Origin of the sequence: Paraburkholderia largidicola (assembly GCF_013426895.1) — a bacterium.
GTDB classification, from domain to species: Bacteria; Pseudomonadota; Gammaproteobacteria; order Burkholderiales; family Burkholderiaceae; genus Paraburkholderia; species Paraburkholderia largidicola.
In genome coordinates this window covers 139,010-165,423 of record NZ_AP023177.1, presented here as the reverse complement: position 1 = coordinate 165,423, position 26,414 = coordinate 139,010, and the positions used below count along the sequence as shown (strand labels likewise).

The 26,414-nt window shown below is 58.9% G+C and carries 27 protein-coding genes and 3 pseudogenes; 7 read left to right on the top strand and 23 right to left on the bottom strand.

Annotated features, from left to right (window positions below):
• The first annotated feature begins 48 nt into the window (after positions 1-48).
• On the top strand, positions 49-1,473 hold the full coding sequence (locus tag PPGU16_RS39985) for a sensor histidine kinase (protein ID WP_180727608.1): 1,425 nt from the start codon (positions 49-51) through the stop codon (positions 1,471-1,473).
• 1,008 nt (positions 1,474-2,481) lie between these two features.
• Here PPGU16_RS39985 and PPGU16_RS39980 read toward each other — a convergent pair.
• The 5 genes from PPGU16_RS39980 to PPGU16_RS39965 all read right to left on the bottom strand — a co-directional run bounded on the left by PPGU16_RS39980 (position 2,482) and on the right by PPGU16_RS39965 (position 5,333).
• Positions 2,482-2,940, bottom strand: coding sequence for a YciE/YciF ferroxidase family protein (locus tag PPGU16_RS39980; RefSeq protein ID WP_180727607.1), 459 nt, complete (start codon positions 2,938-2,940; stop codon positions 2,482-2,484).
• Between the two features lie 301 nt (positions 2,941-3,241).
• The gene (locus tag PPGU16_RS42940; RefSeq protein ID WP_243460812.1) at positions 3,242-3,430 is read right to left on the bottom strand and encodes a site-specific integrase; all 189 of its coding nucleotides are present in this window, start codon (positions 3,428-3,430) and stop codon (positions 3,242-3,244) included.
• Positions 3,397-4,170, bottom strand: coding sequence for a phage integrase central domain-containing protein (locus PPGU16_RS42935; RefSeq protein WP_243460811.1), 774 nt, complete (start codon positions 4,168-4,170; stop codon positions 3,397-3,399). Before PPGU16_RS42935 ends, PPGU16_RS42940 begins: the two co-directional genes overlap by 34 nt.
• Positions 4,171-4,285: 115 nt before the next feature.
• Positions 4,286-4,468, bottom strand: coding sequence for a DUF4224 domain-containing protein (locus tag PPGU16_RS43305; RefSeq protein ID WP_180727606.1), 183 nt, complete (start codon positions 4,466-4,468; stop codon positions 4,286-4,288).
• A 538-nt stretch (positions 4,469-5,006) separates the two neighbouring features.
• The gene (locus PPGU16_RS39965; protein WP_180727605.1) at positions 5,007-5,333 is read right to left on the bottom strand and encodes a hypothetical protein; all 327 of its coding nucleotides are present in this window, start codon (positions 5,331-5,333) and stop codon (positions 5,007-5,009) included.
• Positions 5,334-5,371: 38 nt separating this feature from the next.
• Here PPGU16_RS39965 and PPGU16_RS42930 point away from each other — a divergent pair, with 38 nt between their 5' ends.
• Complete coding sequence (locus PPGU16_RS42930; RefSeq protein ID WP_243460810.1) at positions 5,372-5,818, top strand: hypothetical protein; 447 nt, start codon at positions 5,372-5,374, stop codon at positions 5,816-5,818.
• A 117-nt stretch (positions 5,819-5,935) separates the two neighbouring features.
• Here the strand turns inward: PPGU16_RS42930 and PPGU16_RS39955 are convergent, their stop codons facing one another.
• Positions 5,936-6,331 (bottom strand): hypothetical protein, encoded by a 396-nt coding sequence (locus tag PPGU16_RS39955; RefSeq protein ID WP_180727604.1) that lies wholly within the window; start codon positions 6,329-6,331, stop codon positions 5,936-5,938.
• A 12-nt stretch (positions 6,332-6,343) separates the two neighbouring features.
• The gene (locus PPGU16_RS39950; protein WP_180727603.1) at positions 6,344-6,649 is read right to left on the bottom strand and encodes a hypothetical protein; all 306 of its coding nucleotides are present in this window, start codon (positions 6,647-6,649) and stop codon (positions 6,344-6,346) included.
• A gap of 106 nt (positions 6,650-6,755) precedes the next feature.
• Here PPGU16_RS39950 and PPGU16_RS39945 point away from each other — a divergent pair, with 106 nt between their 5' ends.
• Positions 6,756-7,016: a hypothetical protein gene (locus tag PPGU16_RS39945; protein WP_180727602.1), complete on the top strand. Its 261-nt coding sequence runs from the start codon at positions 6,756-6,758 to the stop codon at positions 7,014-7,016.
• A 14-nt stretch (positions 7,017-7,030) separates the two neighbouring features.
• On the opposite strand, the gene PPGU16_RS39940 is transcribed toward PPGU16_RS39945, so the two are convergent.
• From PPGU16_RS39940 to PPGU16_RS39930, 3 genes are read right to left on the bottom strand one after another with little or no spacing between them, the layout of a single operon-like run.
• Positions 7,031-7,777: a hypothetical protein gene (locus tag PPGU16_RS39940; RefSeq protein ID WP_180727601.1), complete on the bottom strand. Its 747-nt coding sequence runs from the start codon at positions 7,775-7,777 to the stop codon at positions 7,031-7,033.
• A gap of 45 nt (positions 7,778-7,822) precedes the next feature.
• On the bottom strand, positions 7,823-8,062 hold the full coding sequence (locus tag PPGU16_RS39935) for a hypothetical protein (RefSeq protein WP_180727600.1): 240 nt from the start codon (positions 8,060-8,062) through the stop codon (positions 7,823-7,825).
• Positions 8,046-8,204 (bottom strand): hypothetical protein, encoded by a 159-nt coding sequence (locus PPGU16_RS39930; protein WP_180727599.1) that lies wholly within the window; start codon positions 8,202-8,204, stop codon positions 8,046-8,048. The genes PPGU16_RS39935 and PPGU16_RS39930 overlap by 17 nt, the downstream gene beginning before the upstream one ends.
• Positions 8,205-8,346: 142 nt before the next feature.
• Between PPGU16_RS39930 and PPGU16_RS43450 the strand changes: the two genes are divergently transcribed.
• The gene (locus tag PPGU16_RS43450; protein WP_434064464.1) at positions 8,347-8,973 is read left to right on the top strand and encodes an SOS response-associated peptidase family protein; all 627 of its coding nucleotides are present in this window, start codon (positions 8,347-8,349) and stop codon (positions 8,971-8,973) included.
• A gap of 119 nt (positions 8,974-9,092) precedes the next feature.
• Here the strand turns inward: PPGU16_RS43450 and tnpC are convergent, their stop codons facing one another.
• The 5 genes and pseudogenes from tnpC to PPGU16_RS39900 all read right to left on the bottom strand — a co-directional run bounded on the left by tnpC (position 9,093) and on the right by PPGU16_RS39900 (position 14,164).
• On the bottom strand, positions 9,093-10,643 hold the full coding sequence (gene tnpC, locus PPGU16_RS39920; RefSeq protein ID WP_180720034.1) for an IS66 family transposase: 1,551 nt from the start codon (positions 10,641-10,643) through the stop codon (positions 9,093-9,095).
• Between the two features lie 30 nt (positions 10,644-10,673).
• On the bottom strand, positions 10,674-11,018 hold the full coding sequence (gene tnpB / locus PPGU16_RS39915; RefSeq protein ID WP_180720033.1) for an IS66 family insertion sequence element accessory protein TnpB: 345 nt from the start codon (positions 11,016-11,018) through the stop codon (positions 10,674-10,676).
• Positions 11,015-11,482, bottom strand: a complete 468-nt coding sequence (tnpA, locus tag PPGU16_RS39910; protein ID WP_243460538.1) for an IS66-like element accessory protein TnpA — start codon at positions 11,480-11,482, stop codon at positions 11,015-11,017. Before tnpA ends, tnpB begins: the two co-directional genes overlap by 4 nt.
• Positions 11,483-11,580: 98 nt before the next feature.
• Positions 11,581-12,507 (bottom strand): annotated as a pseudogene (locus PPGU16_RS39905) (hypothetical protein); the annotation flags it as partial.
• Positions 12,508-12,760: 253 nt separating this feature from the next.
• Positions 12,761-14,164 carry an alkaline phosphatase family protein gene (locus PPGU16_RS39900; RefSeq protein WP_180727598.1) on the bottom strand — a complete coding sequence of 468 codons (1,404 nt, stop codon included), beginning with the start codon at positions 14,162-14,164 and terminating at the stop codon, positions 12,761-12,763.
• A 595-nt stretch (positions 14,165-14,759) separates the two neighbouring features.
• On the opposite strand from PPGU16_RS39900, the gene PPGU16_RS39895 reads away from it, so the two are divergent.
• The gene (locus PPGU16_RS39895; protein ID WP_180727597.1) at positions 14,760-15,359 is read left to right on the top strand and encodes a ParB-like protein; all 600 of its coding nucleotides are present in this window, start codon (positions 14,760-14,762) and stop codon (positions 15,357-15,359) included.
• A gap of 102 nt (positions 15,360-15,461) precedes the next feature.
• Positions 15,462-15,959, top strand: a complete 498-nt coding sequence (locus PPGU16_RS39890) for a DUF421 domain-containing protein (RefSeq protein ID WP_180727596.1) — start codon at positions 15,462-15,464, stop codon at positions 15,957-15,959.
• A 441-nt stretch (positions 15,960-16,400) separates the two neighbouring features.
• Here PPGU16_RS39890 and PPGU16_RS43445 read toward each other — a convergent pair whose 3' ends face one another.
• Together PPGU16_RS43445 and PPGU16_RS39880 are read right to left on the bottom strand one after the other, a co-directional pair.
• Complete coding sequence (locus tag PPGU16_RS43445) at positions 16,401-16,559, bottom strand: hypothetical protein (RefSeq protein WP_180727595.1); 159 nt, start codon at positions 16,557-16,559, stop codon at positions 16,401-16,403.
• 103 nt (positions 16,560-16,662) lie between these two features.
• Positions 16,663-17,530, bottom strand: a pseudogene (locus PPGU16_RS39880) (SDR family oxidoreductase).
• A gap of 140 nt (positions 17,531-17,670) precedes the next feature.
• On the opposite strand from PPGU16_RS39880, the gene PPGU16_RS39875 reads away from it, so the two are divergent.
• Positions 17,671-17,811, top strand: coding sequence for a hypothetical protein (locus PPGU16_RS39875; RefSeq protein WP_180727594.1), 141 nt, complete (start codon positions 17,671-17,673; stop codon positions 17,809-17,811).
• Between the two features lie 317 nt (positions 17,812-18,128).
• Here the strand turns inward: PPGU16_RS39875 and PPGU16_RS39870 are convergent, their stop codons facing one another.
• From PPGU16_RS39870 to PPGU16_RS39845, 6 genes and pseudogenes are all read right to left on the bottom strand, one after another.
• Positions 18,129-18,410: an ElaB/YgaM/YqjD family protein gene (locus PPGU16_RS39870; RefSeq protein ID WP_180727593.1), complete on the bottom strand. Its 282-nt coding sequence runs from the start codon at positions 18,408-18,410 to the stop codon at positions 18,129-18,131.
• A gap of 292 nt (positions 18,411-18,702) precedes the next feature.
• On the bottom strand, positions 18,703-18,957 hold the full coding sequence (locus tag PPGU16_RS39865) for a hypothetical protein (RefSeq protein WP_180727592.1): 255 nt from the start codon (positions 18,955-18,957) through the stop codon (positions 18,703-18,705).
• A 365-nt stretch (positions 18,958-19,322) separates the two neighbouring features.
• Positions 19,323-19,520 (bottom strand): hypothetical protein, encoded by a 198-nt coding sequence (locus PPGU16_RS39860; RefSeq protein ID WP_180727241.1) that lies wholly within the window; start codon positions 19,518-19,520, stop codon positions 19,323-19,325.
• Between the two features lie 699 nt (positions 19,521-20,219).
• The gene (locus PPGU16_RS39855) at positions 20,220-21,089 is read right to left on the bottom strand and encodes a GNAT family N-acetyltransferase (protein WP_180727591.1); all 870 of its coding nucleotides are present in this window, start codon (positions 21,087-21,089) and stop codon (positions 20,220-20,222) included.
• A 1,556-nt stretch (positions 21,090-22,645) separates the two neighbouring features.
• Complete coding sequence (locus tag PPGU16_RS39850; protein ID WP_180727590.1) at positions 22,646-23,059, bottom strand: hypothetical protein; 414 nt, start codon at positions 23,057-23,059, stop codon at positions 22,646-22,648.
• 144 nt (positions 23,060-23,203) lie between these two features.
• Positions 23,204-26,413, bottom strand: a pseudogene (locus PPGU16_RS39845) (ATP-binding protein); the annotation flags it as partial.
• Position 26,414 lies beyond the last annotated feature (1 nt).

Genomic DNA, 26,414 nt, shown 5'->3' with positions numbered 1-26,414 from the left:
TTGCAGGCGTTCGTGAAAGCCTTGGACGTTTGCGCTGGGAGTGCAAACATGAACTTGGAGGTAAATATTTCTCCTGACGACACGGGCATTCGTACGGCGCACCGGGAGGCGCTGATTACCGCCGAACTCGCGACGCGGGCAAGCCGGCGCCCCAACCATGGAGCGGAGGCCAAAGTCCTGAGACGGCTCGCCCATGCACTTGCTACCTCGGATGCAGCCATGCTTGACATGCTGACATTGGAGGCTGCCCGGCTATGCAGGGCGGGCAGCGCAGGCATCAGCGTGCTCGAGTCGCCGCCGGACAAGCCGGCGAGTTTCCGGTGGGCGTCCCTCGCAGGCCACTGTGCACCACTTCTGAACACCTACCGTCCCTTTGATGACAGCGTATGCGGCGTGACGTTGGCAATGGGCAAACCGGAGCTGTTCAAGACACCGCAACGCTACTTCCCGTCAATAGAAGCCGTCTCGCCGCCAGTCGTCGAGGCCCTGCTCGTGCCTATTCCGGTTGGCGACGGGCCCTGGGGCGCCATCTGGGTAATGTCTCACAACGAAAACGCGCGCTTCGACGCAGAAGACCTGCGTTTGCTGACGAGCCTCGCCGACTTCACCGGTGCCGCGTTGCAGGTTTCGCATATGCAGGCGCTGGCGCAGAAACGGGCGACCGAAGCAGAGGAAGCCCAGGAAGCGCTCCGCCGGACCGAAGAGCGCACCTTCGAGTTCATCGCCACGCTCAGTCACGAGCTCAGAAGCCCAATTGCGCCCGTGGTTTCGTCGCTTGAAATTCTTGGTCGCCCAGGGAGCAGTGGTTCAGCGACAGCGCGCGCGCTCGAGATAGCGCAACGGCAGATAGGCCGGCTTCAACGACTGATTGACGACCTTCTGGACGCGTCGCGAATCCGGCACGGCAAGGTGGAAGTCAAGGTGGGAACATGCCAACTGGCTGATATCGTGTGGGATGCCGTCCACGCCGTGCAGCCAGCGATGGAGGCGCGCAAGCATCGACTGACTGTCCAGTGTCCGTCCGAACCGCTCGCATTGCACGCCGACGCGCCCCGCCTTACGCAGGTTCTGGTGAACCTGCTCAGTAATTCCGCCCGGTATTCTCCCGACAGCAGTCACATTGAACTCGCCGCTGTTGTCGAACCTGCTTTCGATGACAACGGGACGACCGCGCGAGGTACTGTAAAATTTACCGTGACGGATGAGGGATACGGTATCCCTGCGGACAAACTTCCTCACGTATTCGGGATGTTCACGCAACTCGGTTCGCGGGTATCGACAGCGGACTCAGGTCTCGGAATCGGACTTGCTCTGGTCAAGTATCTGGTTGAGTGTCACGGCGGTCGCGTCTCCATTGCGAGCGGCGATGGCCGTACAGGGACCACGGTGACGGTGTTGCTCCCGGTTCTCGAGCGGCTTCAGGTTGTCCCTCACCGGCAGCAAAGCATGAATGACCCATTGTCTTCGGCATGAATCGCCGACTTCGAGAGCTTGCATTGTCCAAATGGTGCAGCGACCGATTTGAACCGACCACAAACCCGACTCCTTCGTGGGCCTCGTGACAATTGGAAGCGCGGAGTTGTTCCGTCGAAACGCTTGACCTTCTCCAGGCCGGTGACGACCGGCGATACTGGAGTCGATGGCGCTGCCGTCAATGGTAGAAGCCAGGGACGTGAGTCGACCGCCCGAACACTTGGTGTGAGTTCTTGTATGTGCGTTTTCGTATGTGGGCCGCCGATTGCAACCGACAGGACGAGATCTCGCACACATTCGCGGGACTACGCCTTACTGCCAGCCGGCTTACCTTCTGGTCAAAGACCTGTCGTCGTTGTCCACGGCTGAGTTCCGGCTGACCATGGAAAACAGCCGACGACGAATTCAGGAGCCTGTCGGCGGTCAGTCCGCGACCGCGGGCGGAAGAGCAAAGCAGCCCTTGGACTCGCCGGCTATAGGGGCCCGCCAGCTGACATGACTCTTGCGCTACGATTGTTTGCAGTCCAGATTGCTTGCTTGTAGGTGACAGATCGCAGGTTATCTGCCTGCATGGGTCAGGTCTTGGAAAAGTTTGCCTGGCTCACAAGCCCTTCAGGGCATCGCATCAGGCCTTGCTGACTCGAAAAGCCAGAAATTCTTCTCGAGCCCGCCCACGCCTAAAGCCCCGCGGACGCTATCTCGAACCTTATCCGGAATTTTGACGTCCCGCCCGGACGAGACCTAAAGCCTCGCCTTCAGCCGAGACTTACTTTGCGGCGCGCCGCTTGCTGACCTCTCATAGCCGTGACCTAGACCGCAGTCCAGTTGCTAGGCGAAACGTTGAAAGAAGAGAAGACCAGGGCGAAAAGCTCTCGTTACTGGCCGACGAAAAAGTCGCGGCGAAAGCGCTAGGAAAATAGCTATGAGGTTCCGCGCCGCGTCTCGCATGAGGGACGCTAATCGCCCGCGCTTGCATGCCGTCGTGGCGCTATCGTGAACCAACGGGCATCATGCTCGTATTATCGTGGGCGTGCTCGCGCCGCGATAGCGAACCGAACCGAAACGCAGAGGAACAATGACGACGACGCCGAGCTGTTTGCCCAGCGCCATCAGCGAACCGTACGCGGCTATTTCGTAGTGCTCGACCTTCTGTGCCGCTGCAATAAGAGCCGTGTCGAGTACCGACCCCTTCTCTATTTCATCAATTTGCTCCTGCCCTTCCTCGATGAGACCTTCCATCGCCACGCATTTGATGCGCTTGGGCTTCACCCCCGTTGCTTCAACTATCTGGTCAATGCGTTGAATCTTCCCTTGCGTCTCTTCCAGATGGCGCTCGAACGCCGCCTTCAGGTCCGGGTTCGCGGAAGCTCGCGCCATTTTCGGCAGCGACCTTGTCATCTGCTTCTCGGCGCTATAAATGTCGGATAGCGAATGGATGAACAGGTCCTTCAGGGTTTTCGTCGCCATGGCTCTCTCCTTGGTTAGCCATACCCGCAGTCACCGTGACCGCGGTGACATCTCGGCGCATGCGTTATGCCTGAGACTCGACTCGCAATCAGCGTCCAACGTCTGCGAAGCATTCCGCATGGGTTGCAGGTGGTCGGAGGTTCGGATCCTCTCGCCCCGACCAGATTAAAACCCGCGTCAGCTAAGGCTGTTGCGGGTTTTTTCTTTTCCGCTCACTGTTCGCTTGTACAGTAGTTTTTAGACAGAATATTAGACGTTTGTCTAAAACTCAGAGCACTCACCAAGGCAGCTTTAGGTCGATTTAAGACTTTTCGGGTATAGCTTTCTTGATGTAAATCTCGGTCGTTTTTTCTGTCGTATGAGCGAGTCGAGTTTGAATTTCCGCCTTGTTTTTCCCGGCCTTCGCTGCGTCAGTTGTGCCCAGCGCGCGCAGATCCTTGAACTGAATTCCATCGGTCACGCTCGCGCGCTCTTTCGCGCGGCGCCACATCGAATGAAGCCCCGTCTTCGAATACGCACCGCCTTTCTGCGTCGGGAACAGGTATTGGCTGATGATTCGATACTTCTTCTTGATCGCCGGATCTGCGGCGTGATCTCGACGTCGAGCACCTTGCCGCTCGTGCCGGCCGTCTTCGATGGCTTAAAGCGGATCGCGGTCGCGCCGATCTGCGTCTTAAGCAGAGTACGCACGTCGATCGCGCGTTGCCAGACCAGATACGACATGTCGACGATGCATTGAAACATCGGGCCCGATTCGGTCGGTAAGCCGTCTTTGCCGATTAGCGCGGCCTCGCGAATCGCCTTGATTGAGTCATGCGCGGGCAGCACCTCGCGGCGCTTCGTCGCGTACTCCGAGAGGTCAAGTTGGTCGCACGGGTTGTCCTGGCGGAAGCCACGCTCGCTGATCGCGAATTTGAAGATCTTCCGAAGCACGTTCGCATATTTCTGTGCGGTGTTGTGCTTCGAGCTGAAGTTGTCGCGAAGGAAGTCGGCGCAGTCCTTCGTCGTGACATCGGCGACGGAGTACTCATCGAACGCGGTCGCGATAACGTCGGCCATGCGGCGATATTCCTTCTGCACCTTGTCGCTGTAGCGATCGAGCTTCCGGTCCTTCCAGTCAGCGCACAAGCTAGGCATTGTGCCATCAACAAGCTTCCGTTCGCCCATCAATTCGCCAAGCTTTGAATACATGACGGTCTCGCCGTCGGCGATCGAGCACAGGCGAATCAACGTTTGGATCTTTCCCGTCCACGGGTTGCGCGTCGGCGCCGCGCGAAGAAGTAGTACGCGCCGTGCTTGGCCTGCACGCGGCGCGGCAGGTCGCGATGTGTTTTGCCACGTCGATTCATTTCTTGCGCGGTACCGGCTTCAGTTTCGGTTTATGTGCAGCCGCGCGATCGGGCGATGCCACGGGATACATGCAGTGGACGCGTAGCACGAGCACGCGGTTATCGGGTCGTTTGCGCGCCGGGACGCCCAGCGACTTGAGCGTCTCGATCTGCTTTCCTGGACGCCTATAACCTGTCATCCGGACAAGCTCTGTCTCGGTCAATTCGAGTGGTTGATCTCTAGGACTGCTGCCATTCGACACCCCAGTGTTTTCTTGTTGTTTCGATTACTCGTTGTGCTGCTTCAAACATGCTAGATTTAATAAGTGTGTTTCTCAGGTGAGTGACATGGAACCGTGCAACGCTTGTAAAACACTCTCTGGAAAGCTGTCATCCACACCGCCTCACGGCGACCTGTACGCAATGGGCCGTGGGATCTTCGGATACCCAAGCCATCCGACGAAGCGCTACGATCAGTACCGGTGCACGGTATGCGGTAACTGGATGCATCGTTGCACTCACGATGGCGATCCGCCCGGCGTATGGTCCTTGCGGGACGCTGGCGCTGAACCTACGTCCCCCTGATGTCGGCCCATTCGATCGATGTCTTCGCGCTCATGCCTTATCTCCCTTCTCTGCGGATGCCGCGATAGCGGCGTCGATAGCTGTGTCGATAGCTGTGTCGATGCCGGCGGGCTCCACGTCGGCAAGCCTTCGCTTCCTGCTCGAAACACCCAGTCACCACCGATACCGCTCCGCATCCTTCGCCATTGCGCTGGCGGCGACATTGGAAAACTGAATCAGACCGCCTACACTCGAAGGTGCGGGCGCCCTGTGTTCCCTCAGAACGCCCGCACCGCCTGCCTCGCCTCCTTCGGGAGCGGGGCTTTTTTCTGCGCTGTCAGCGACAGAGGCGGCGATCAAGTCGCCGAGGATGTCGATAGCTGCGCTCGCGAAATCGGCGTGCTCGCCCCAGTCAATCTCGCCTGGCTGCCCGATCTCGGCGTGGTAGCGTTCAGTGAGTTCGGTGGCTCGTTCCATCAGACTCTTGGTGCTGTCGCTCATGCTACGATTCCTATTCCAGCGAGAGCGGGGGGCTGTCGATGTATCAAGCTCTGAGTGTGACCGTTGCTCCGGACAATGCTGGACTCGATTTCGGACTGATAATCCGGGGTGAGGTGCAGCACTTTCGGATCAGCCTTGAAGCACTGCGAGATCAATTCGGCGCTGACGAGGCTGACGACGACGCTTTGCTGGACTGCTTCCTCGATGGCGAGCAGGTCATCTGCGCAAAGGCCTTCGCACTCAGCACGATTCCCCCCAGCAAATCCAGAGTGCGTATAACCTCGCGGGATTTTTGCGGCGCTCATGCCATTTCTTCCTTTTCTGTGTGCGCTTCAGGAGTGCCGACTTGGAACTTTGGATTCTGTGCGCCGTGTGCTGATCTTTACGGAGAGCCGTCGACGGTCGAGCGGCGCGAGACGTTGATTCGGATCGGCGCCGGCGCAGTGAAAGACGCTCAGGTCGAGCAGCACTACACCTGCACGTGATGCGGCGCCGCGTTCGCCCGCATTCTCAAAGGTGAGCCGCGAAAACAAGTCTGGATGCTGCTGAGCGCCGGACAGCATTGAATGGCGCACGCTCTTTCTACCCTCAAGTTTTGTGCTTTATTGCCGTGAACCAAGACGTGACCCGGATGACGGGAAGTCCAGCACCGCACGTCTTGTAAAATGCGGGGTGTGAATCGCAGCCGTTCCGTCCGGCGCGGTACAGTTCGTCAGACGGACGTCGAAGACCTGACCATGAAGTACTTTTTCAGCAGCGATCTCGCCTGGCGATACGGGTACGGAATGGCTGTCTATATCGCCGCGCAAACTTCCGATCTGCAGCGTGGTATCGAAGCTACCAATGCACAGCGCAAAAGGGTCGGGCGTCGCTTGCTCGAGGACGCTACTGTCGAAGAGATCATCTCTTCGCTTCGCACTCGCGGGATTCTTCCTGTCGAAACCAGCACCCGAAGTGCTGACCTGTCTGACGCGGACACCATCGGTTAAACGCATCACGCCGCACCTCCTTTAGCGCTGTCGCTGGCTGCGATAGATGCGAGTTCGTCGCCGCAGATCGGCAAGCCCGTTCACATCCAGCCCGGCGCATGCTTGTCCGTTCCACAGCATCAACGTTTCGACAACGTCTTTGACAACGATAGCGACCCGCGACACGCGATCCTCCGGCAGCTTGTGCACAGGCTTGTCCACCGTTTCTGTGGATAACTCGACGTTCATGAACTTGTCATCGACAGGGGCGGCATATAGAGGCAGCACGCACCAGCCTTGATTCTCGTAGTGCTCGACGGTGGGCTTCTTGGATGCGAGGAAAGCCAACGCGGGCTTCTCGCCAGCAGGTGACGAGCATTCCCACGCCACCGGCTCCAGACTCTTGATGTTGTGGTCATGCTAGGATTCCTTGATAACCACGGTGGAGGCAGCTATGACGAGCCAGCTTTCCGAATACCGCCCCGGCATCGAGATCCATGCGAACGTTCCGAATACTCCCGGACAAACTGGCTTCACCGGGTGGATAGTGATCGTCGATAAAACAAACGGTTCTCATGTCACAGAGACCCGGGTCACTCCGAAGTGGGGAAACCCCGCGCACACCGCAGAAGAGGCGTGTCGAATCCTGATCCGATATGGCAGGGAAGTGATCGAGGGAATCGCCCATGGCGGTGATTTCGTCAATAACGGTTGACGAAGAGGTTTGCATCACGCAACACCTCCTTCAGCGCTGTCGCTGGCTGTGGAGTTATCAGAGGTGCGGATCAGTGCAGGCTCGTACTGGCAGCACGTTTTGTAGTTGTGATCCGGATACTCGCTCCACGCAATGCATGCATCCCAGTCGTCGTCATCGTGCTCGGGATGGTGCGCGCATGCCGCAGGCCGACGCTCCAGGTTCGTCTGGACTGTCTTGTGCGTGACGATGCCCGATACGACCTGCGTGACTTCTTTGCTCCATCCTTCATCGAGATAGCCGTCGATCGCCTCTTGGTGCGCCTTCTGGCGCTCCTCGTCGGTCTTGAACTCGTTGTAGCCGTCCTCGGGGTCATAGACAAAGTAGCGCGCGGGCTTCTGCTCATTCGTCGGCTGCTGCTCGCTAGCGGCTGGAGGGGCGGTGGGCAGTTCGCGCGCTGCGGGGAAATGGCATTTCTGCGCGAGCTTCAGTGCTTCGCCAATCTGAGCTGGTTTCAGCGGATCGTGTGCGCCCATGCCGAGCGCGAACCTGATCGGCTGACCGACGGGTGACGACCCACCCTGACGGTGATAGAGCACCCATACGAGCGCTGCGCGGGCGCTGTCGGTGAATTCTGGAGACATCTCGAGTTTGGCCAGCTCGCGTTTGAACTGCTCGCCGATTGCGTCCACCAGTTCCATAAGCTTGAGCCCCTGCATGCTATCGGCCTTTACGCCGCCTTCGATTGCGTGGCGGAGCGCCGCCAGCTTTTCATCGAGCATTGGATAGTTGGTCATGTTTATCGTTGTCCTTGCGGTTAGATCAGATCAGTCTTCGCAGATGTGCTTAGTCGTGCCGGTGATGGCGGCGGGATCAGTGATAAAGCCCGTTCCCTGCTTTCTGCCGGTCGCGCGCAGGAACTCAACTTCCACCTTGGCCGTATTGACAATCACTTGTGCGACGTCTGCCATCGCCTTGGCGCGCTCGATGTCCATCGGCTTTTCCTTATCCTTGAGCGTGGTGAGCGTGTCGAACAGGTGCGTCCGCAGGTCAGTTATCGTTGGCATTGATCTTCCTTACGAGGGGGCCCTTCAGCCAGATCACCTGACGCAGTTCGGGCGGGTACTCCCACACGCTGCTCTTGTTCAGGCGCGAGCAGCCGTCAGTGACCTTCCACAGATAGACGATTCGGGGACTCAGTTCGATCACGTCCTTCGTCAGATCGATAAGCTGATTCGACGGGTTGCTCAGCGTCGAGTAGCCACCGTGCGATTCGGACGCTTACTATGATGAGGTTCCCGACCGGAGGCGGCATGTGCACTAGCCACGAAGCAAACTCGAACGACGCCCGTTGGGATGTATTCAGCCTATTTCCGCGGCCCGAATTGACTACAAGCCCGAGATCTACAAGGACTATTTCGCACCGATCTTCAGGCGCGGCGGCGACGCCTTCGAGACGGTCCCTGCCTCCTTCGGTATCGTGCCCCGTCGACATATTCCGCCTGGCGTAAAGGTCTTCGACACGATGAACGCGCGTTCTGAGTCGGTCGAGCAGAAGCGCAGCTTCAGTAGCGCCTGGAAGAATCTGCAGCTCTGCCTGATTCCGTGCCGCACCTTTTTCGAACCGAACTACGAGACCGGCAAAGCGGTACGCTGGAAGATTGGGATGGCGGATGGCGAGCCGCTCGCCATCCGCCGGGTTATGGCGCCAATGGAAGGAGGCGGACGGTTCGCCGTCGATCGCCTTCACGATGCTAACCGTCAACTCCGACGAGCACCCGCTTATGAATCGCTTCCGCAAACCAGGCGACGAAAAGCGGTCGGTCGTGATCGTGCCGGCGACGCAGTACGGCGATTGGTTGTCGAGCAGGTCGACAGACGATGCTCGATCCTTCCTGCAACTTTATCCGGCGGACGCGATGCACGCGTAGCCATTTCTTCTGCCTCTACGGAAGCCGAAGACGCCCATCAACGATGACCCGCAAACCTGTTGGTCTAGTTGTTTCCCAATGACGATGCGTAAGCGGCTCGCGAGGGCCGTTCGATGGAACTCGCGCGCGCGAGGGATGATAGTGATACTGGACCGAAGGGTAATGATCAGAGGGAGATCGGTGGAGGTGACAGGACGGGCAGTCTGTCTGCCACATTCCATGGCAGGAGTTCACCGATGCGATTGATCTTGTGATCGGCGATGTGGGTCAGGAGATATTCAAGGTAGCTGAGGGGGTTGATCCCATTGAGCTTGCATGACCCGATCAGGCCGTACATTGCCGCAGCCCTTTCCCCTCCACTGTCGGAGCCTGCGAAGAGGAAGTTCTTCCTCCCCAGGCTTACGCAGCGCAAGGCGTTTTCGGCCAGCGCGTTGCTTATTTCGACGCGACCGTCGTCACAGTACAGAACGAGCGCGTCCCATTGATTGAGTGAATAGTTGATCGCTTTGGTCAGTTCCGACTTTGCTGACAGTGTCGCGCGCTTGTGTGTCATCCATGCATTGATGGCCGCTAACACCGGTATGCTCTTGTGCTGTCGTACCTGCCGCCTCTCGCCTGGCGGTGCGCCGCGAATATGGGCCTCGATTCCGTAAAGTTCGCCAATCAGCTCGAGCACATGCCTTGTCGCTTCGGTGGGTGTACGCACATGAACATCGTACAGATATCGCCTGGCGTGATCCCAACATGCCGCTTCACGGATCCTGCCGCCTTCATACAGCTCGTTGAAGCCCCCGTATGCGTCGGCCTGCAGGATGCCCTCAAATCCGGCGAGATGGCTCTGCGGGTGAATGCCTTTGCGGTCGGGCGAGTATGCAAACCAGACCGCCGCCGGCTCCGTTGATCCCGAGCGACTGTCATCGCGAACATAGACCCACAGTCGGCCCGTGCGGGTCTTCCTGTTGCCGGGCGCCAGCACAGGAATTGGCGTGTCGTCCGCATGCAGCTTGAAACTCGCCATCACGTAGCGACGCAGCGCCTCGGTCAGCGGACGACAGAGCTCCTCGCACTGACCGACCCAGCGCCCCATGCTGGCGCGATCGAGCGTGACGCCGTCACGCGCAGCAATCTCCGATAGCCGGTACAGCGGTTGATGATCTGCAAACTTCGAAACGAGGATATCTGCCAGTAGGCTCGGATGCGCAATGCTGCGCTCGATCGGTAGCACCGGCATTGGCGGCTGGGAGAAGTGATGACAGCAGGGGCAGACTGCCTTGCGCCGGATTGTGCGAATCACCTTGAACGCGGCGGCGACACGGGCGAGTTGCTCAGACACGTCTTCGCCAAGTGGTTGCATGGCGTTGCCGCAGTTCGGGCAGTTCGAACCAGTGTCAAGCACGTGCTCTTCGCGCAGCAGATGCGGCGGCAACGCCTCCTTCGGGGCCGTCGTACCGACTGGCGCGCTCGTACCCGACGCGCGGGCACGGCGAACATCGGCGGCACCACGCCCACCCGTCAGATCCTCCAGTTTGGTTTCGAGCCGCTCGATCTGGCGGTCCAATTGCTCGGATTTGCGGCCGAACTGCATCCGCCTGAGCTTGTCGATCTGAGCCTTAAGCTGCTCGATCTCGATATCACGTTCGGCAAGCTGGGCGCGGGCCTCGATCAGCAAGGCTTTGAGCGCATCGACGTCATCCGGCAGTGGGACATCATCGGTCATGCGCCGGAGTTTACGCGTGCGCCAGGCCGTTTACAACACCGATAGCGCCGCCGTTCGACGCGGCTGACGCCAGTCGATGCCTTCGAGCAACATCGACAGTTGTGCATGGGTCAGATGGACCTTGCCACCGTCAGCCTGCGGCCAGATAAAACGCCCTCGTTCGAGCCGCTTCGCAAGGAGCCAAAGCCCGTCCTCTGTGGCCCACAAGATCTTGATCAGGTCGCCGCGCCGCCCGCGAAAAATGAAGACGTTGCCGCCCAGCGGATTCTCCTCGAGCGCGGTCTGCACCTTCGCCGCCAGCCCCTGAAAACCGGCGCGCATGTCGGTGACGCCGGCAGCGATCCAGATGCGAGTGCCAGCCGGCAGGCCGATCATCGGGTAAGCTCCCGAATCAGCAGGCGCAGCATATCCGGTGACACGTTGCCGCGAACTCTCAGGCGCGCACGGTCGAACTCGATCTCACAAAGATCCTCTGGAGACCGTACTGTCGTGACTGCCGTCGGTGGCGTATGGCTGGCTGCTTCAGCGACGACATCCACAGACAACAGCGAAGGTGCCTGCTGTGTCGGTTTCGGCGCCGCGCCCTCCGGGAGCGTTGGCAAACCATACTCTCCTGCCAGATAGAGCCGCCGCCATTTGAACAGCAGGTTCGCGTTGATATCGTTGCTGCGCGCGATCAACGCTACCGACGCACCCGGCTCGAACGATTGTTCGACGAGTTGCCGCTTGAATTCGGTCGGAAAGTTCGGCCGTTTATATGCGCTGCCTGCGGAGCGCTCATCCCACGTCTTGTCCACTTTGGTTCCCACCATAAATTTGGTGGATACCAAACTATCCAAAACCTCAATCGCTATGCCAGAACGGCCCTCGTGAGCCGCTTACGACGATGCGAAGGGTCTGGCGACTCCGGATACGCTACTGACAAGAGCCGGCACGGTCAAATTTCGGGGTGTCCGGTAACGAAGCTGGCGAATGCGTCATATTGCTGCTTCAGTATGGTGCCGTCGATCATCAGGCCAAAAGTCGTGTCTCCGCTGTCGAGCTCGTAATACATCACCGACTGGATGTACTTCGTCTTTCTTGCCGCGAAGTAGTTGGCAAGCTGTGCACCCGATATAGGTCGCCCGATATGCCTCTGTCTTTTCAGGACCGGTGTTCCACTCGGTAAGCAGGAACGGCACTCTGTAGCGTGTCTGGCGGTACGCCGGGAGGTCGAATCCTGGACCTGATCCGTCAGAACCCAAATTGAAGAAGTCACCGTTGACTTCGAAGTTGTGCCAGGTCGTCATGTCCCATCGCACCGTCAGATGATCGCTGCTGCCGTCGGGCTGCTTACCGTCCCATAACGCGTCCGACGCGCCGATGACGGCGACGCAGAAGTTGATGCCGCAACTCGCGGACGGCTGCACGGACTTGACTCCTTGAATCATTCCCCGCATTACGCCGCGCATGATTGGCCAGTTCGCGTTATTGAAATCAACGGCCTTCGTGCCAGCGTTCGATGGGTCAATAATGATGTCGCCCGCTCGCGTTATCTCATTGCCGCACTCATCATGGTCACACCGTACGGCGCAAGCGCTGCGGCGACCGTTGCCGCGCACGATTGCCCGCGGTTAAAAGCGACAGATTCGCTCGCAAACAATTCGCGGTTGCTGTCGTAGATACCGAGATCGATAAGCACGAACAAGGTCATCCCCGCGGACTGAAATGCCTTGCCAAGATTGACGACGGCGTTGAGTTGCGCGGGGTCACCGATGCAGCCTACTCGATACGTCGAGCAACCGAGGCCCTTCATGATGGAAACGACCTGGGCGGGCGAGTAACGATAGTCAAAATGCCCATTGATGCCGTAAAACGTATCGGTTTTCGCGGGAGTGGTGACAGGTTGAGTATTAGCGCTCGGACTGGATCCACTGCCCCCCACATCCACTAAGTACATAACCGCCGCCGAGCGCCGTTAGGCAGCCCAGGATCCGTCGTCTTGCGACCATGTAGGTCCTCCGCTAGCGTTCCGCCGCCGCCTCTTGCCGCCGATCTTCCAATCGAAACAGTGTCTAATACTCGAATGTGGAACAAGGGCGCAAGCGCTATTCAAGCGCTCAGAAAATGTTCAGGCATTAGACGGATCGCGCGCAAAGGCAATCATAGAGGCTTTTCGGACGAGTGAAACCCCGCATGCTAGGATGAGCATAGAGCGGCAGGAACGGGTCTTTGGCACAGAGACTGCCGGCGCTCGACGGGCGCTTGTCTGCAATTGCAACAGGCAAGGGGCACTTGGGAACGTCAGCGCGAGCGACCGGCAATGCCAGTATCTTGGAAAAGTCAGCGGATGAGCGCACACGGGCAGTGAGATTCAGGGAGCCATCTAGCGCAAGCAACGTGTTGACAGTTTTCAATATCGACATATGGTCATATTGCGTATAGTCGACGGTTCCGGGCGCAACATACGGCGAGATAACGAGTGCCGGTACCGGGACGCCGAGGCGGTCAAACGGGAAGTTGTGCGTCTTGAGTTTCGGGTTCTCCCTTGAGCCGGGCGGCACCGCTAGCGGAGGACGGATGTGGTCGAAAAAGCCGCCGTGCTCGTCAAACACGACGACGAACAGGCTGCTGGGCCATAGCCTTGAGCCACTGATAGCGTCGTAAAAGGTCTTAACGAGTCCCTCGCCCCTGCGTACGTCGCCCGCAGGATGCATCGAGTCACCGTTGCGGAAATCATTTTTCGCGTCGTACGTGGGCTCTATGAACACAAACCTCGCACTCAGAGAGCCATCAGCGAGCTGCGACAACAGCGTCCCCATCCCGACGAATCGGTCCCGGTGGTTCTGCATGCCAGCGATGGCACGCGTCTGGGCGACGTCGCCCTGCACAATGAGCCAATCTGCCGGGCTGAGTTTCGAGATTATCGTGCCGTTCGGGAACCTGAATACTGGGGCAGTCAGAAAGATGGCCTCCAGCACCTCGGCGTCGCTGGGCGAGTGATCAAGTCCAGAGGACGTTCCGGCGACCGCGAAAAAGCGGTTCGGCCATGTCGGACCGGGTACCGACGCAAACCAGTTGTCGCAAAGGCCGAACTGGCTCGCGAGGAAGTTCAGCATGGGAAGCTGGTCAGGGGTGAACGCGCTGAACGCATCCGCAACGACGTCAGCGTGGTCCTCGTACGTCGCGGCAAACCCGGTCGTTGACGGGTCTGTCGCCAGGGGCGGATAGCCTGTCGGCCCGAGCACAAGGGAATCGCTTCTGACCACGTCCGCACTTGCGAAAGGCAGCCCGCACAACTGGACGCAGCTGTCGGTAAATTCATGGCCCGGGTCAAAGCCGAGCGCATACGGTGAACCCCGGCGCAACTGATAGCGCGTACCGCTGCGGCCAAAGTTCACGATCGGTTGCGCCGGCAAACCGATGGCCGTCGTCGCGCCACCAGCCGGTAGATGGCCAGCAAACCCCGACAGGCCGAAGATACTGTCGTACGAACGATTCTCAAGCATGAGGACAAAAACGTGCTCAATCGTCGTTGCCATTGCTCCCTCCCGTTGTCCGTCGGGCCGGCCTCAGCACCATACACTCACGGGTGAGCTCGAAGTGCCCCCCTGCGGGTCCAGCCGTTGTTGCATCAAGCGCTGCGGCCACATCGCGAGGTAACTAGAGCCTAATGCCGCAGGCGTTTGGTTGTCGTTCAAGCGAAATATAGGCCTGTCCATTCCAACGCTGCGAGATGCATCGCCTTTCCGGGCACAATGATTGCATCTCGGGGAACACGCAGCGCGCTGTTCGCAAAGCGTTTTTCGCCTCCGGTTGTTGGCCGCATAGAGTGCCCGGCTACGCTATCCACGTTGCGACCACCAACGCGGCGCCGCAAAGTTTCGTCGGGAAGCTCACTGTCGTACGCAAGTCGAAGGTTATGTCTCTTCGAAGGCGCTCCATTGATCGGTCCGTTTAACCATTTAATTCCACTCAGAAAGCCAAGGAAGCCGAACAGGCCCTTGGCGCCAGTGTTGTTGAAGGAGATCTAAAAACTCCAGACATGAAAACACCCAAAATCGGTTGAGCGGCCGCGCCGGATATAACAGGGAATGCGCTCCTCCGAAAGCCGACAAAAATCCGAATGGAGGGAACATGAAAACGGTAGCCATCAAGAACCTTCGCCCGACTCAACTGACGCACGGTGTACGAGAGATACGCCAAAAAGAACAGTTGTACAAGTCACTGTCTGGCAGCGACCTGGAAATGGCAATCGCCGAAAAGCCGGTACCCATTGTCCTCGGGCCACATCAGGCGCCTTTCGCCATTGACCACCATCACGTGGCAAGCGCGCTGTGGCGCTCCGGAATAAAAACGATGCCCGCGGTCCTAGTCGCTGATTTATCGTGGCTCTCATATCAGGAATTTTGGCTGTCGATGGACGACCACCGCTGGACCTATCCGTACGACGCCAAGGGGCAGCGCAAGAGCTTTGCCTCTATGCCCGAACATATGTGGGAGCCGGAAGACGATCCGTATCGCAGCCTGGCGGCGTCAGTGCGGGATGCGGGCGGCTATGAGAAAACCACGGTTCCACTCGAAGAGTTCAGATGGGCTGACCTCTTCCGTACTTATCTGCCCTATCCAGAGACCGAGGAGCAATTCGTCGCCGTAGAGCGACAGGCGGTCAAGCTCGCGAAGAGCAAGGTGGCAGCAGGGTTGCCGGGGTTCGTCGGCAAAGCGCCGGCTCACTGACCAGGGATAGTAGCGAGCGCATCTCCGGAAGTCTGTTGAAGAACTGGTGGCGTTGGTGGCTCGAAAACGGTTCTTGGCTGCACAAAAGACAAGGAGACGAACATGGATGCACTTACGTTGTTGTTCGGAGAAGGAAGAGACCTCTCATCGCTTCAGATGAGAGCACGCGCGGCCGCCACATTCCTGGCAGTCCTCGTATTCATTCGGATTTCGGGCCGGCGCTCTTTCGGTCAGCGTTCGCCTTTTGACCTTGTCGTCGCCATTTTGCTCGGAGCAACGATGAGCCGCGCGATAGTCGGCGCGTCGCCTGCGCTAGCCACATTTGTGGCGTCTTTGGTCATTGTTGTCATGCACAGAGCGTTGGCATGGGCGTGCGTAAGGTCGCATGCGTTGGAGGTACTCGTAGGAGGGGTCGAGCGCCGGCTATATCGCGACGGGAATTTTGACAGGCAGCAGATGCTGGCTGCACTGGTTTCGAAAACGGACATCCTCGAAACAGTGCGGAAAGAGCTCGGCACGGAAGCACTCGATAAAGTGCAAGGCGCAATCCTTGAACGCAACGGCGAGATAAGCATAATCCGGAAGTCAACTGCTGGCTGATGACTGCCCCTTATTTCGCCCGAGGCGCCTGGGGGTTCACGTAAGGCTCCTCGAGCTTGCGTGCCCTGATGGCAGTGACGGCACCGGCAACGGCAAGCGCGTCGCGAGCTTGTACGATCCGGTGCCTTCGTTTTGCAGCACGCGCGTCGTGGCCTGTGCAGATGCCGTCACGGTTCCCGCAAGCGGCAGAAACAGGTTGACATCGCCGGAACTTGGGTTCAGCGTACCGACGAATGTGACGATGAGCAGTGGCCATAGCGATGACAGCCCCACAAACGCCAGACCGGTCGCCATCGTTAGCGTTGCAACGAAGCGCAACAGGAAGCCCGGCACAAACCGGTTACCTGCGAGACCGACCAAAACCGTCGCGAAGGCCGATCCGAACAAAGTGGTCGTACTGACCAATCCAACAGCCAGCTGTCCAAAGCCAAGGGCCAGCAGCTAGCCGGGTAGCAGCACGGCGATAAATCCATCGCACATGCCACGCAGTCCGCGAGCAACAAACAGGATCAGGGCGCCCCGTTCGACGCCTTCGGGAATGGGCAGCGTGCTCAGCCATGACCTGCCCGCTCCACCAGCCGTGCCTCTAGGTGTGCGCATCGTGCTCGCACCACGCGTAGCGTCGTCTGCGATCTACGGGAACGATCGAATGATGTCGCGACAGCACCTCATCCCGCCCGGCGGCAGACGACCTCTACATAGGCTAGAGAACCGGTGCACCGCCCGTTACGGCGATCGTTGCCCCCGACACGTAGCTGGCTTCGTCTGTAGCGAGCATCACATAAGCGCAAGCGAGTTCAGCGGGCTGGCCGGGCCGCTCCATTGGCACCTGCTTGCCGAAATTCTCGACTTTTTCCTTTGGCATTGTCGACGGAATCAGCGGCGTCCAGACCGGCCCAGGCGCGATGCAACTGACCCAAATGCCCTGCTTTGCGAGCAACTGAGCCGGACCGCCTGTGAAATTCTGGATAGCGCCCTTCGTTGTCGCGTACGCGAGAAGACCAGGACTGGGCTTATCCGCATTGATCGATGTCGTGTTAATGATCGAGCCGCCCGGTTCCATATGCCTGACGGCCGACCGCACGATTCTGAACAAAGCACCGATGTTCGTATCGAACGTCATGTTCCATTCTTCATCAGTAATTTCATCAAGGGAATCGTAGGTCATCTGATAAGCCGCGTTGTTGACGATGATGTCAATCCGGCCGAACTCGTTAAATCGCATGCTCCACTATCCCATTGCAATGCGCGGTGGTTCTGATGTCGCCCGGCATAAGAACGGCACGGCGACCCGCTTTTTCCGCCCAACGCTGGGTCTCCTGTGCATCATCGTGCTCGTTCAGTTAGGAGACCAGCATGTCCGCCCCCTCGCGCGCGAATGCAATCGCTACGGCACTTCCGATGCCGCTGTCGCCGCCGGTGATAATCGCCGCGTTGCCCGCAAGCTGGCCGTGTCCAACATAACTCTCTTCACCGTCGTCGGGCTGTGGGTTCATCGGCGCGGTGAGCCCGGGCACGTTGGCCTGCTGTTGCGGCGGGAATGGCGGTACTGCATGTTTGGTAGCGATCATTGCTTCCTCCAGGAAATCGTCGCGTTCCGATTGAGCGGCTAGTACATCATTTATTTAACAAACGCCCGGCCTGCCAAAGCTTAAAAGTGCCGCGTGGCAATCCTGTTCAATCGTCGAGCATTTCGGTTATGGCGACGAACTTGAGCATTACGGACGTGCTACAACTGCCTAACCCGCCGCATGTCGAACCGGCGCGCGAGCCCGTACTCGAAGGCCGGATGATGGATGCCGCGCAAGCATCGCTCCACCGGTTGCCGTGCTGTTTCCTGATGGGACGTTGAGCGCTGCTCGATCGTGGACGTAGACGCGCGTCGGTCGCCGCCAGGACTTGCGCGGCGACTATGTCGGGAACTGGTTGATCCGGATACCAATCGCTTCGAGCCTGGACTGACGTGCGGATTAGGCGCAAAAGATGGGTGTTGCAGTCGGGCTTCATGTGTACAGTGCGGCGCTGCGGTTGTAGTTTCTCTACCGCGTCACCCGACTATGGTTGCATCGCCGACCGGCCAAAGCGCCGACGGTGCCTCCAATAATCAGCCAGAAAATGATTGTATGCGAGGTCGACACACCTTCTTTTTTTCTGGTGGCTGAATCCGCGTTATCGGGCAGCAAGCATTCCGATGATGAGTCCGCCGATGAGTGCCATAGTGACAGATCTCCACGGACTCTCATGAACGAAATCGTCGGTCGATTCGGAGACGATGCGGTACTTCGTTTTGACAACCTCGTGTGCATTCGCAATTTTTTCTTTCAGGTCGGACAACGATCCGGTGCCGGTTCCCGGTCCTGCGTCGCTGCCGTGCGACTTCGCTCCAGAATGGTCGTCTTGGGGAAGTAATCCGGCAGGGCCGGGAATCGTGGATTGAAATGAGTCAGCCATGTGAACCTCCCTTGGTTGGTCGAATGGTCTCAACGTCCAGCAAGTGGTGTTCCTCGCGAGGACGCCGAACGTCAAACCGTTTGAGCAACCGGCTCGGCTACTCCGAGCCCGCAAAACGTCGACGGCGTTCGATGCGCGGCCTCTCGGCTGCTGATCCATTCACGAATGACGGGAAATTCCGCGACCCGCGGCATCCGAACTGCCGCACCCAATGCTGTCGATCTGCGGGAAGCCAGCGTCATAAGTCACTACGCGCCGGAACTTCCCATCGTTTACGCGGATCCACCGAGGCTCATTCCATAACACCAAGCAGATGCTCTATCTGATCTTCAATGCGTGCGCGCGCCTCATTCGCCGCCTGTTCCCAAGTTTGGGCAGCGAGCGGGAACACGAGACCGTTGCCCTTGAATATTCCCGCGTAATGTACCCATGCCTCGTAGGCAAATACCCCGGAGTCCCTGCGGGCGAGGTTGACTGTCACGCTGTAGGTGCGTTGCCTTCCCTCAGTTCGGGTATAAGGGAACTGGTAGGTCTCGGAGTGAACCATTAGTGCCGTCTTCTCCTTTACTCCGACCGCGCACGAAGTGGACGACTGTGGAAGGGAGGAGTGCCTATTGTTACGCGAAAAGCGCAACATGCTTTACGGGGCATATTTCCCTTTCGCCTGGAAGGCACCGGCCATTCTGAACGTTGCGGCAATCGCAATTCGGCGGAATGTCGCGAGAACGTTCCGCCGCTTCCAGCGCTCAATTTCACGTGCACCGCACGCATCGCCCACAATGCAGTGCCGCAGAACACATCGACTGCATAGCCCGATGCCGGGGATCCTCGGGTACGCATCCCAGCCGGGGGCGCTCTGACAGGCGGATTCGACTAGCGCACGTCTATGTACGTAACCGGTGGCAGACATTTTCAATCTCGAACGAAGTTCGTCGACCCCGCGCCCGGCGGATCAAGCAAATCAATGGTCAGCGACTCCACATTCAGTTCCCTGTCCAAGCGAATTTTCCACGAACCAACTCGCCCCCCAAGTTGCATCACTTTACGCCAGACAGGTATCGCACGCAATTTGCCGATCCCAGCCCGCACGATGACACGATGCACATCCATGTCGCGCACCCCAACAGGTTGAGCATGATGGTGTCCATCCTTCACCCAAAAGCAAGAGCGAGCACGATAGCCTCCAGTGACCTGCCGGTCATATGGCCAGTGTAGACGAGGGGATAGACGCCACCAGGTCGCAACATGCCCTGTACAGCCGCTTTGCTTATGCCCCTCCTGGGCACCGCGTCCCTACTTTCCCTCCGGCGCCTTCTCGGAGTCGTAGGTTGGCGACAGTTCTCCAAAAGTGTCTTATCTATCCGTCACGTCTTCGTCAGCATCGTCCTGCCATCCGCCGTCGCTTGTGGGCAACGTACCTTCGACAGCCGCGTCGCAACGCCGTCTTCCTAATAAGACGCCCGCAGTCCAACTGGCTGCGTTGCATGGCCTCCGCGAACCAGTCATCCGTGTGCTCGCCACGGATACGTCGGTGCACGTCACGTGCTTCGGTACTTTTCGCGCATAGCCACGTCGGCTTGTGACGTGCTGGTGAAAAGCCGTAACTTTGGTCTCCGGCTACGCAGCGCGTTCGACGAAGCTGCAATGGCTGGTCGCATGGAACGCAGGATCTGCACTGTATCCCGCCCGACCGAAACTTGAGAAGTATTCGCAACTTGTCGCCCACAGCACAGCAGGCTGTCACGACACATGCTTCGCCGAGGCGTCCCCTTTCCTGGAAGCGGTATCGACCGAGTGACACGTTGCGTGTCAGAGATTGGGCGTAAATGCCTCGTGCGACTGCCGAGACACGCGACGCTTGAGTGTTCTTGCTACCGAGTACATCGTGCTCAGGCGTTCCACACCGAGCCGCTGTTTCAAAGTCCCGCCGAAGCCGCTTAGAAACTCGTATGTGGCAGCACCTGAAAATCCGTCGAAATCGAATGTCAGGTTGCGGCCGATCGCCTCCTGGATCGCGGACCAGACCAGAAGACTGATCGCTCCACCAGGCGACGCCTGCGCGCGCGAAGAGAGCAGGTAGTACATGCTGTCACAATCCCAAACGAGGCCGATCACACCGGCTAGCCTGCCGTGCCGATCATATGCGCCCAGCAGACGTCCCGCTTTCCTGTCGACAAATGCATTCACGAGTTCGCGCATGACGACGGTGCCATACGCGTTGGTTCGTGACCGCGATGCGAGATTCGCTTCATAGAAGCGAAGAAACTCGCCCGGTGCTTCGATTTGGCGCACGGTCAAAGTCGTCGCTGCATTCCGGATGACGTTGCGTGTCTTGCTGCTCATGCGCGCCCACACCTCAGGCGTCGTGCAATCCGGCCCGATATGAAACGTGTACCGCGCTGAAATGGTGAAGCCACGCAGCGCAAAAGCAAGCGCATCTTTCACGCGATGGTCGAAGACCTGGAAGAAACTGTCGAAACGCGGCAACTGTTCAATCAGGCGCGTCGTGACGTGCATGCGATGGCGGAACTCGCGCACGGGATCGGTCCCAATCGGCTTGATGACAGGACCCAACGTGCGCGTCAGCGGCGGCAGACGCGAGACGCGCCACACGCCCTTGCGGGCGAGATAGTACGGCATTTCACCCAGCAACTGGTTGCCATGCTTGACGGTCGCCATCTCCCACTCACCGCCCGTCGCAATGTCGAGCCACCAGTGCTCATGAAAAATGGAATAGGCCGTGGTTGCCGTCTGCCGCGACGAAGATAGCGCTTCAGGCGTCCGCGCGGTCGGACAGTCTGTGGGGCTTTCTGAATATAGCTGTGAAAAATGTCCGATTGCCATAACCATGTCTCTGCTTGCATAGCCGAAACGAGTGCGCAAATTCCGCGCCCAAGCTGTTTCGTCCGCATCCGCCGCATATAGCCGGTTCAGGCGCCCGTGAGACGCGGAGCAAAAGCACTCCGGCTCGCGCCACAGTCCGTGCGCAACATTTGGTCCGCCTTCGACAGCGATCGGCGTTCTATTCGGTTGTGGGCGACGGCGTGCCTTCACCGGACTCGTTCGCGCAGCGCGGCCCCAATCCCTCGGACGCTTTAGAGGCAAAGGCGCCGCTACGAAGCTCGCGGAGTTCAACGTGCATCCCGCGGGTTTACTCGTGCAATGGAAAACGCCATCGCCCCTAGCCGATGTGCGTCAAGAGCGCTTTCATGGCAACGGGCGGTGTCATCGATCGCGCCTGCAATCCGTCACCTCAACTGGTCAGTGCGACTTCCTACACGGATGTAGACAAGACCCTAGCGGCCATTGGTTTGAGAAGCGATCGTGTCGTTACAGCGATCTCGGATTTGACCTCGGCGACGCTGACGAACTCAAGGCTACCGACGTTGCCGTCCGTCGGCAACCCGGGTTGCTCGCTTCATACCTTTCATGGATTCAGTTGGCGTTGCATTTCGTCTCGCCTGCTTACCCTTTGTCACGAGATTAGGGTCAAGTCTGTGCGAATGCCGTGGTAACGAGCAGTACGGATGCGAGTGCCGCGACGATTTTCTCCATGGTTTCCTCCCTTTGAAGGAAGGTACTCTGAGAGCCATATGCATAATCATTCTCAAAATGTGGCCGAGATTAGTATGGCTCACGCACGCTGCGCCTTGCGGTGCTGGATAATCAATAAGCGAGGTTGCAGGATAGCCACTGTGTTCTATCAAATGAATAGCAATACGATTGACCCGTCACGCCATCGTGACGTTAAACGTTCTGACCCGATCGGCGCGCTTGCAGTGCCGGACATCGAGCGCTCCGTGATCAGATTGGCGCCTTCCGTCTGATGATGGTCGCGGTCGCCTGCTTCACACCTGAACATGGCGCCGCACTTTTCGGTGGAGCTCTCACGCTCACTGCAACTTCCAGTATTGAAGTGATCTTGCCAACCTGTCCTCGAGCGCCGCACTCTCGCACTACTCTTTCATCCGGAGCGGAACGAAGTTATGCCGGCCATTGCAATGGCGCGACCTTAATGACAACGTGGGGCAACACGTTTCCATAGGAGGTCGCCTAGAAAGTCGGTGCTGAGCGACCGACCTACGGGAGACAGTCGAGTGAAGTGGTATGGCGTACCTGGTGCGTGCCGCCGTGACTTTGATGGTCAGCGTGGTGGCTAGCCATCCGACATCACGTGAGCGCAAGCTAGAGAGGGAGGGCATACTCCTTGGAATGCGGCACAGGGCGGCATTTTGCTATCGCGAGTTGCAAAACTGCCAACGCGAACCCGAACCCGGCCGACGGATCGCGAACGCTCCGCTGTCCTTCAACGTCGCGCAAATCTGTACCAGCATTGCTGGTTGGGGGTCAGCCGCGACCAGCAATGTGTGATCGGTTCTCCTGTCATCGAGCTTGTCGCCAAAGAAATAATCCATAGGCGGCTCGGTGAACCGGTTGACCGCCGTTATCGCGAACTGTTCGCCGTGACCCGCGTATTCCGCATAATCCAGTTCATGCGTCGGGCACATTGTGCGCACGGATCGCGTCAAAGGAGAGATTGTAAAAAGGAAGAATGCGCCGGATGCGCATAGACCCGACTCGTCGAGCGACCGCCATGCGTCGCGAGCGTCTCTATACGAGCGAAATATCGCGCTCAGATACTCTGCCATTTTGACTGCCCATCCCGGTTCGTGCTGCCTTCCGCGAAGCATGCCCCGTGCCGCGGCCGCCCGGCGCCTAGACGCGTACGTTCGTTCCAAGGTCAACCGATGCGGTATAGCTTCGCTTAATCGATCGATGATGAGCTGAAGCGCTCACCCGATGTCGTCGGTCAACGCGGCCAGCGGCGGTTCGCGCGAAGGCACGATCACAGGCGTAAGACGCTCGCCCGGAATCAACGCGACGAACTGCTCGCGCGCAGGCGACTCGGGCAGCGCCACCAGCAGCTTGCGAGGTGTTCCGTCGACGTAACTGGCGAGTGCAACGAGTGCGTTGTCCAGTATTTCACGCGATTGAATCGGTTTCCCGAGAAACGCGAATGCACCCAATTGCAGCGCACGCTCGCGCGATTCGTCGGTCGAGATCACGCAGATGGGCAGATGACGCGTCGCGAGATCGTGCTTGATCCGCGCGAGAACGCGCCAACCGTCCATGTCTGGCAGGAACAGATCGAGCGTGATCATATCGGGCTTGAACTGATCGGCGAGTGTCAGCGCGGACGCGCCGAGTGGCGTGACGAGCCCCTTGAAGCCCCGCTCGCGCGCCACATCGAGCAGGAAATGCACGAAAACAAGATCGTTCTCGACTATCAGCAGCACGCGGTCGCCCGGCATGATATTGAGGCGGTCATCCTGCGGCGCGGCCTGCAACTCCCGTGTATCGCTAACGACAGCATCGACGAACTCATGCGCGGCGCGCGCATCGGCCGCACTGATGGGCTCACTGCTGGCCGCCGCCGGGGCAGGCATGTCGCCGTCGGCCACTGTAACTGCCTTGCGGGCGACGCGACCCATCTCGCCCGAGAGCGGAAGATACAGCGTGAATGTGCTGCCTTTGTTTGGCGAACTGACCAGACGTATCTCGCCGCCCAGCAGCTTCGACAGTTCACGGGTGATCGCGAGGCCCAGACCCGTACCGCCGTATTTGCGGCTCGTGCTGCCATCAGCCTGCTGGAACGCCTCAAACATGATCTGCTGCTTGTCGACCGAAATGCCGATGCCCGTATCGGCCACCGAAAACGCGATAACGTCCTCCGCGCGATTGAGGCTTTCGTTGTCGACGGTCCATCCGCCGAACACTTCCTCGATCGACAACGTCACATGCCCCCGGTGCGTGAACTTGAATGCGTTCGACAACAGGTTTTTCAGAATCTGTTGCAGTCGCTTGATGTCGGAACGAATGGATGCAGGCAAACGCGCGCCGACGTGAACGGCGAACTCCACGTTTCGCGCTTCGGCCACATGCCGGAACGTGCGTTCCACATATGACGTGAGGTCGGCGAGACGATGCTCAGCGAAATCCAATGCGACGGTGCCCGACTCGATCTTCGACAGGTCGAGGATGTCGTTGATCAGCATCAACAGTTCGTTGCCGGACGAATGGATAGTGCGCGAGAACTCGATCTGCTTCGGCGCAGGTTGCCTTCCGGGTTCTTGCACAACTGATCTGACAGAATCAGCAGGCTGTTGAGCGGCGTGCGCAACTCGTGCGACATGTTCGCGAGAAACTCCGACTTGTACTTCGACGTCAACGCAAGCTGTTTGGCCTTCTCTTCGAGTGCCTGGCGCGCCTGCTCGACTTCCTCGTTCTTGCGCTCCACTTCCTGATTCTGGTGGGCGAGCAGCCGCGCTTTTTCCTGCAATTCCTGATTGGTCTGTTGCAGTTCTTCCTGCCGGCTTTGCAGTTCATGCGCAAGCGACTGCGACTGTTTGAGCAGGTCTTCCGTGCGCGTATTCGCTTCGATCGCATTGACAACAATGCCGATACTTTCAGTCAGCTGATCGAGGAACGCGAGGTGCGTCGGATTGAAACGCTCTGTGGACGCAAGCTCGATGACGCCCTTGACCTGCCCTTCGAACACGATCGGCAGCACGAGTACATTGTGCGGCACGATCCTGATGAGGCCGGACGTGATGCGAAATCCATCGTCCTTCGTCGGTTCCAGCAGGATCTTGCGCCGCTCCACCGCGCATTGCCCGATCAATCCTTCACCGGGTTGCACACGCTTGCCGTGCGAAGGACGACCGCTGGACGCGTAGCTTGCCATCAGACGTAGTGACGCCAATTCGCCGACCGCATCCAGCACGAAGAACTCCGCCTGTTGGACACCGACCACGGGTGCAAGCTCGGAAAGGATCAACTGGCCGACAGCGACCAGATCCTTCTGGCCTTGCAGCATACGGCTGAACTTCGCCAGATTCGTCTTCAGCCAATCCTGTTCGGTATTGACCTGCGTCGTATCTTTCAGGTTACGGATCATCTCGTTGATCGTATCCTTCAACGCCGCCACTTCGCCGAGCGCTTCGACGGTGATCGAACGCGTCAGGTCGCCCTGTGTGACGACAGTCGCAACTTCCGCGATTGCGCGCACCTGGGTCGTCAGATTGGCTGCAAGCTGGTTCACGTTCTCGGTGAGGCCTTTCCATGTGCCCGACGCCCCGGGCACTTTCGCCTGGCCGCCCAGCTTACCCTCGACGCCCACTTCGCGCGCCACGGTCGTCACCTGGTCGGCGAAGGTCGCGAGCGTTTCCGTCATGCTGTTGATGGTGTCGGCGAGGGCCGCAATTTCGCCCTTTGCCTCGACGGTCAGCTTGCGTGCGAGGTCGCCGTTCGCGACTGCCGTCACCACCTTCGCGATGCCGCGCACCTGGCTCGTCAGATTGCCCGCCATGAAGTTCATGTTGTCAGTCAGATCCTTCCATGTGCCCGCCACGCCGCGCACATCCGCCTGCCCGCCCTGCTTGCCCTGCTTGCCCTCCGTGCCCGCTTCACGCGCCACGCGGGTCACTTCGGGTGCGAACGAACGCAACTGGTCGACCATCGTGTTGATCGTGTTTTTCAGTTCGAGAATCTCACCCTTTACATCCACCGTGATCTTCTTCGACAGATCGCCCGCAGCAACGGCCTTCGTCACCTCGGCGATGTTGCGGACCTGGCTGGTCAGATTACCCGCCATCGAGTTGACGGAGTCGGTCAGGTCCTTCCATGTGCCCGCCACGCCCTGCACATCGGCCTGGCCGCCGAGCTTGCCTTCCGTTCCGACTTCACGTGCGACGCGCGTGACTTCGACGGCGAACGTGCCGAGCTGGTCGACCATCGTGTTGATGGTCTTCGCGGTTACGCAGGAACTCGCCTTGGAGCGCCCTGCCTTCGGCTTCGAGCGCCATGCTCTTCGACAGTTCGCCCTGCGCAACCGCTCCGATCACGCGCGCCACCTCGCTGGTCGGATGAACCAGATCGGCTATCAGCGAATTAATCGCGTCGATGGACTTACTCCAGAAGCCGCGTGCGTAGGCAACGCCGCGC

Bases quoted from the DNA above. Each gene is read 5' to 3' on its own strand.
- PPGU16_RS39860 (WP_180727241.1), bottom strand. From the start codon at position 19,520: ATGGATGTGCATCGTGTCATCGTGCGGGCTGGGATCGGCAAATTGCGT.
- tnpB (WP_180720033.1), bottom strand. From the start codon at position 11,018: ATGATCGGCCTGCCGGCTGGCACTCGCATCTGGATCGCTGCCGGCGTC.
- PPGU16_RS39935 (WP_180727600.1), bottom strand. From the start codon at position 8,062: ATGCCAACGATAACTGACCTGCGGACGCACCTGTTCGACACGCTCACC.
- PPGU16_RS39850 (WP_180727590.1), bottom strand. From the start codon at position 23,059: ATGGCAGAGTATCTGAGCGCGATATTTCGCTCGTATAGAGACGCTCGC.
- PPGU16_RS39965 (WP_180727605.1), bottom strand. From the start codon at position 5,333: ATGAGCGACAGCACCAAGAGTCTGATGGAACGAGCCACCGAACTCACT.
- PPGU16_RS39900 (WP_180727598.1), bottom strand. From the start codon at position 14,164: ATGGCAACGACGATTGAGCACGTTTTTGTCCTCATGCTTGAGAATCGT.
- tnpC (WP_180720034.1), bottom strand. From the start codon at position 10,643: ATGACCGATGATGTCCCACTGCCGGATGACGTCGATGCGCTCAAAGCC.
- PPGU16_RS42940 (WP_243460812.1), bottom strand. From the start codon at position 3,430: ATGTGGCGCCGCGCGAAAGAGCGCGCGAGCGTGACCGATGGAATTCAG.
- PPGU16_RS39870 (WP_180727593.1), bottom strand. From the start codon at position 18,410: ATGGCTGACTCATTTCAATCCACGATTCCCGGCCCTGCCGGATTACTT.
- PPGU16_RS39895 (WP_180727597.1), top strand. From the start codon at position 14,760: ATGAAAACGGTAGCCATCAAGAACCTTCGCCCGACTCAACTGACGCAC.
- PPGU16_RS39890 (WP_180727596.1), top strand. From the start codon at position 15,462: ATGGATGCACTTACGTTGTTGTTCGGAGAAGGAAGAGACCTCTCATCG.
- PPGU16_RS39940 (WP_180727601.1), bottom strand. From the start codon at position 7,777: ATGCTCGATGAAAAGCTGGCGGCGCTCCGCCACGCAATCGAAGGCGGC.
- PPGU16_RS39980 (WP_180727607.1), bottom strand. From the start codon at position 2,940: ATGGCGACGAAAACCCTGAAGGACCTGTTCATCCATTCGCTATCCGAC.
- PPGU16_RS39985 (WP_180727608.1), top strand. From the start codon at position 49: ATGAACTTGGAGGTAAATATTTCTCCTGACGACACGGGCATTCGTACG.
- PPGU16_RS39945 (WP_180727602.1), top strand. From the start codon at position 6,756: ATGACGAGCCAGCTTTCCGAATACCGCCCCGGCATCGAGATCCATGCG.
- PPGU16_RS43445 (WP_180727595.1), bottom strand. From the start codon at position 16,559: ATGCGCACACCTAGAGGCACGGCTGGTGGAGCGGGCAGGTCATGGCTG.
- PPGU16_RS39855 (WP_180727591.1), bottom strand. From the start codon at position 21,089: ATGGCGACCGTCAAGCATGGCAACCAGTTGCTGGGTGAAATGCCGTAC.
- PPGU16_RS42930 (WP_243460810.1), top strand. From the start codon at position 5,372: ATGTATCAAGCTCTGAGTGTGACCGTTGCTCCGGACAATGCTGGACTC.
- PPGU16_RS39865 (WP_180727592.1), bottom strand. From the start codon at position 18,957: ATGGTTCACTCCGAGACCTACCAGTTCCCTTATACCCGAACTGAGGGA.
- PPGU16_RS43305 (WP_180727606.1), bottom strand. From the start codon at position 4,468: ATGACAGGTTATAGGCGTCCAGGAAAGCAGATCGAGACGCTCAAGTCG.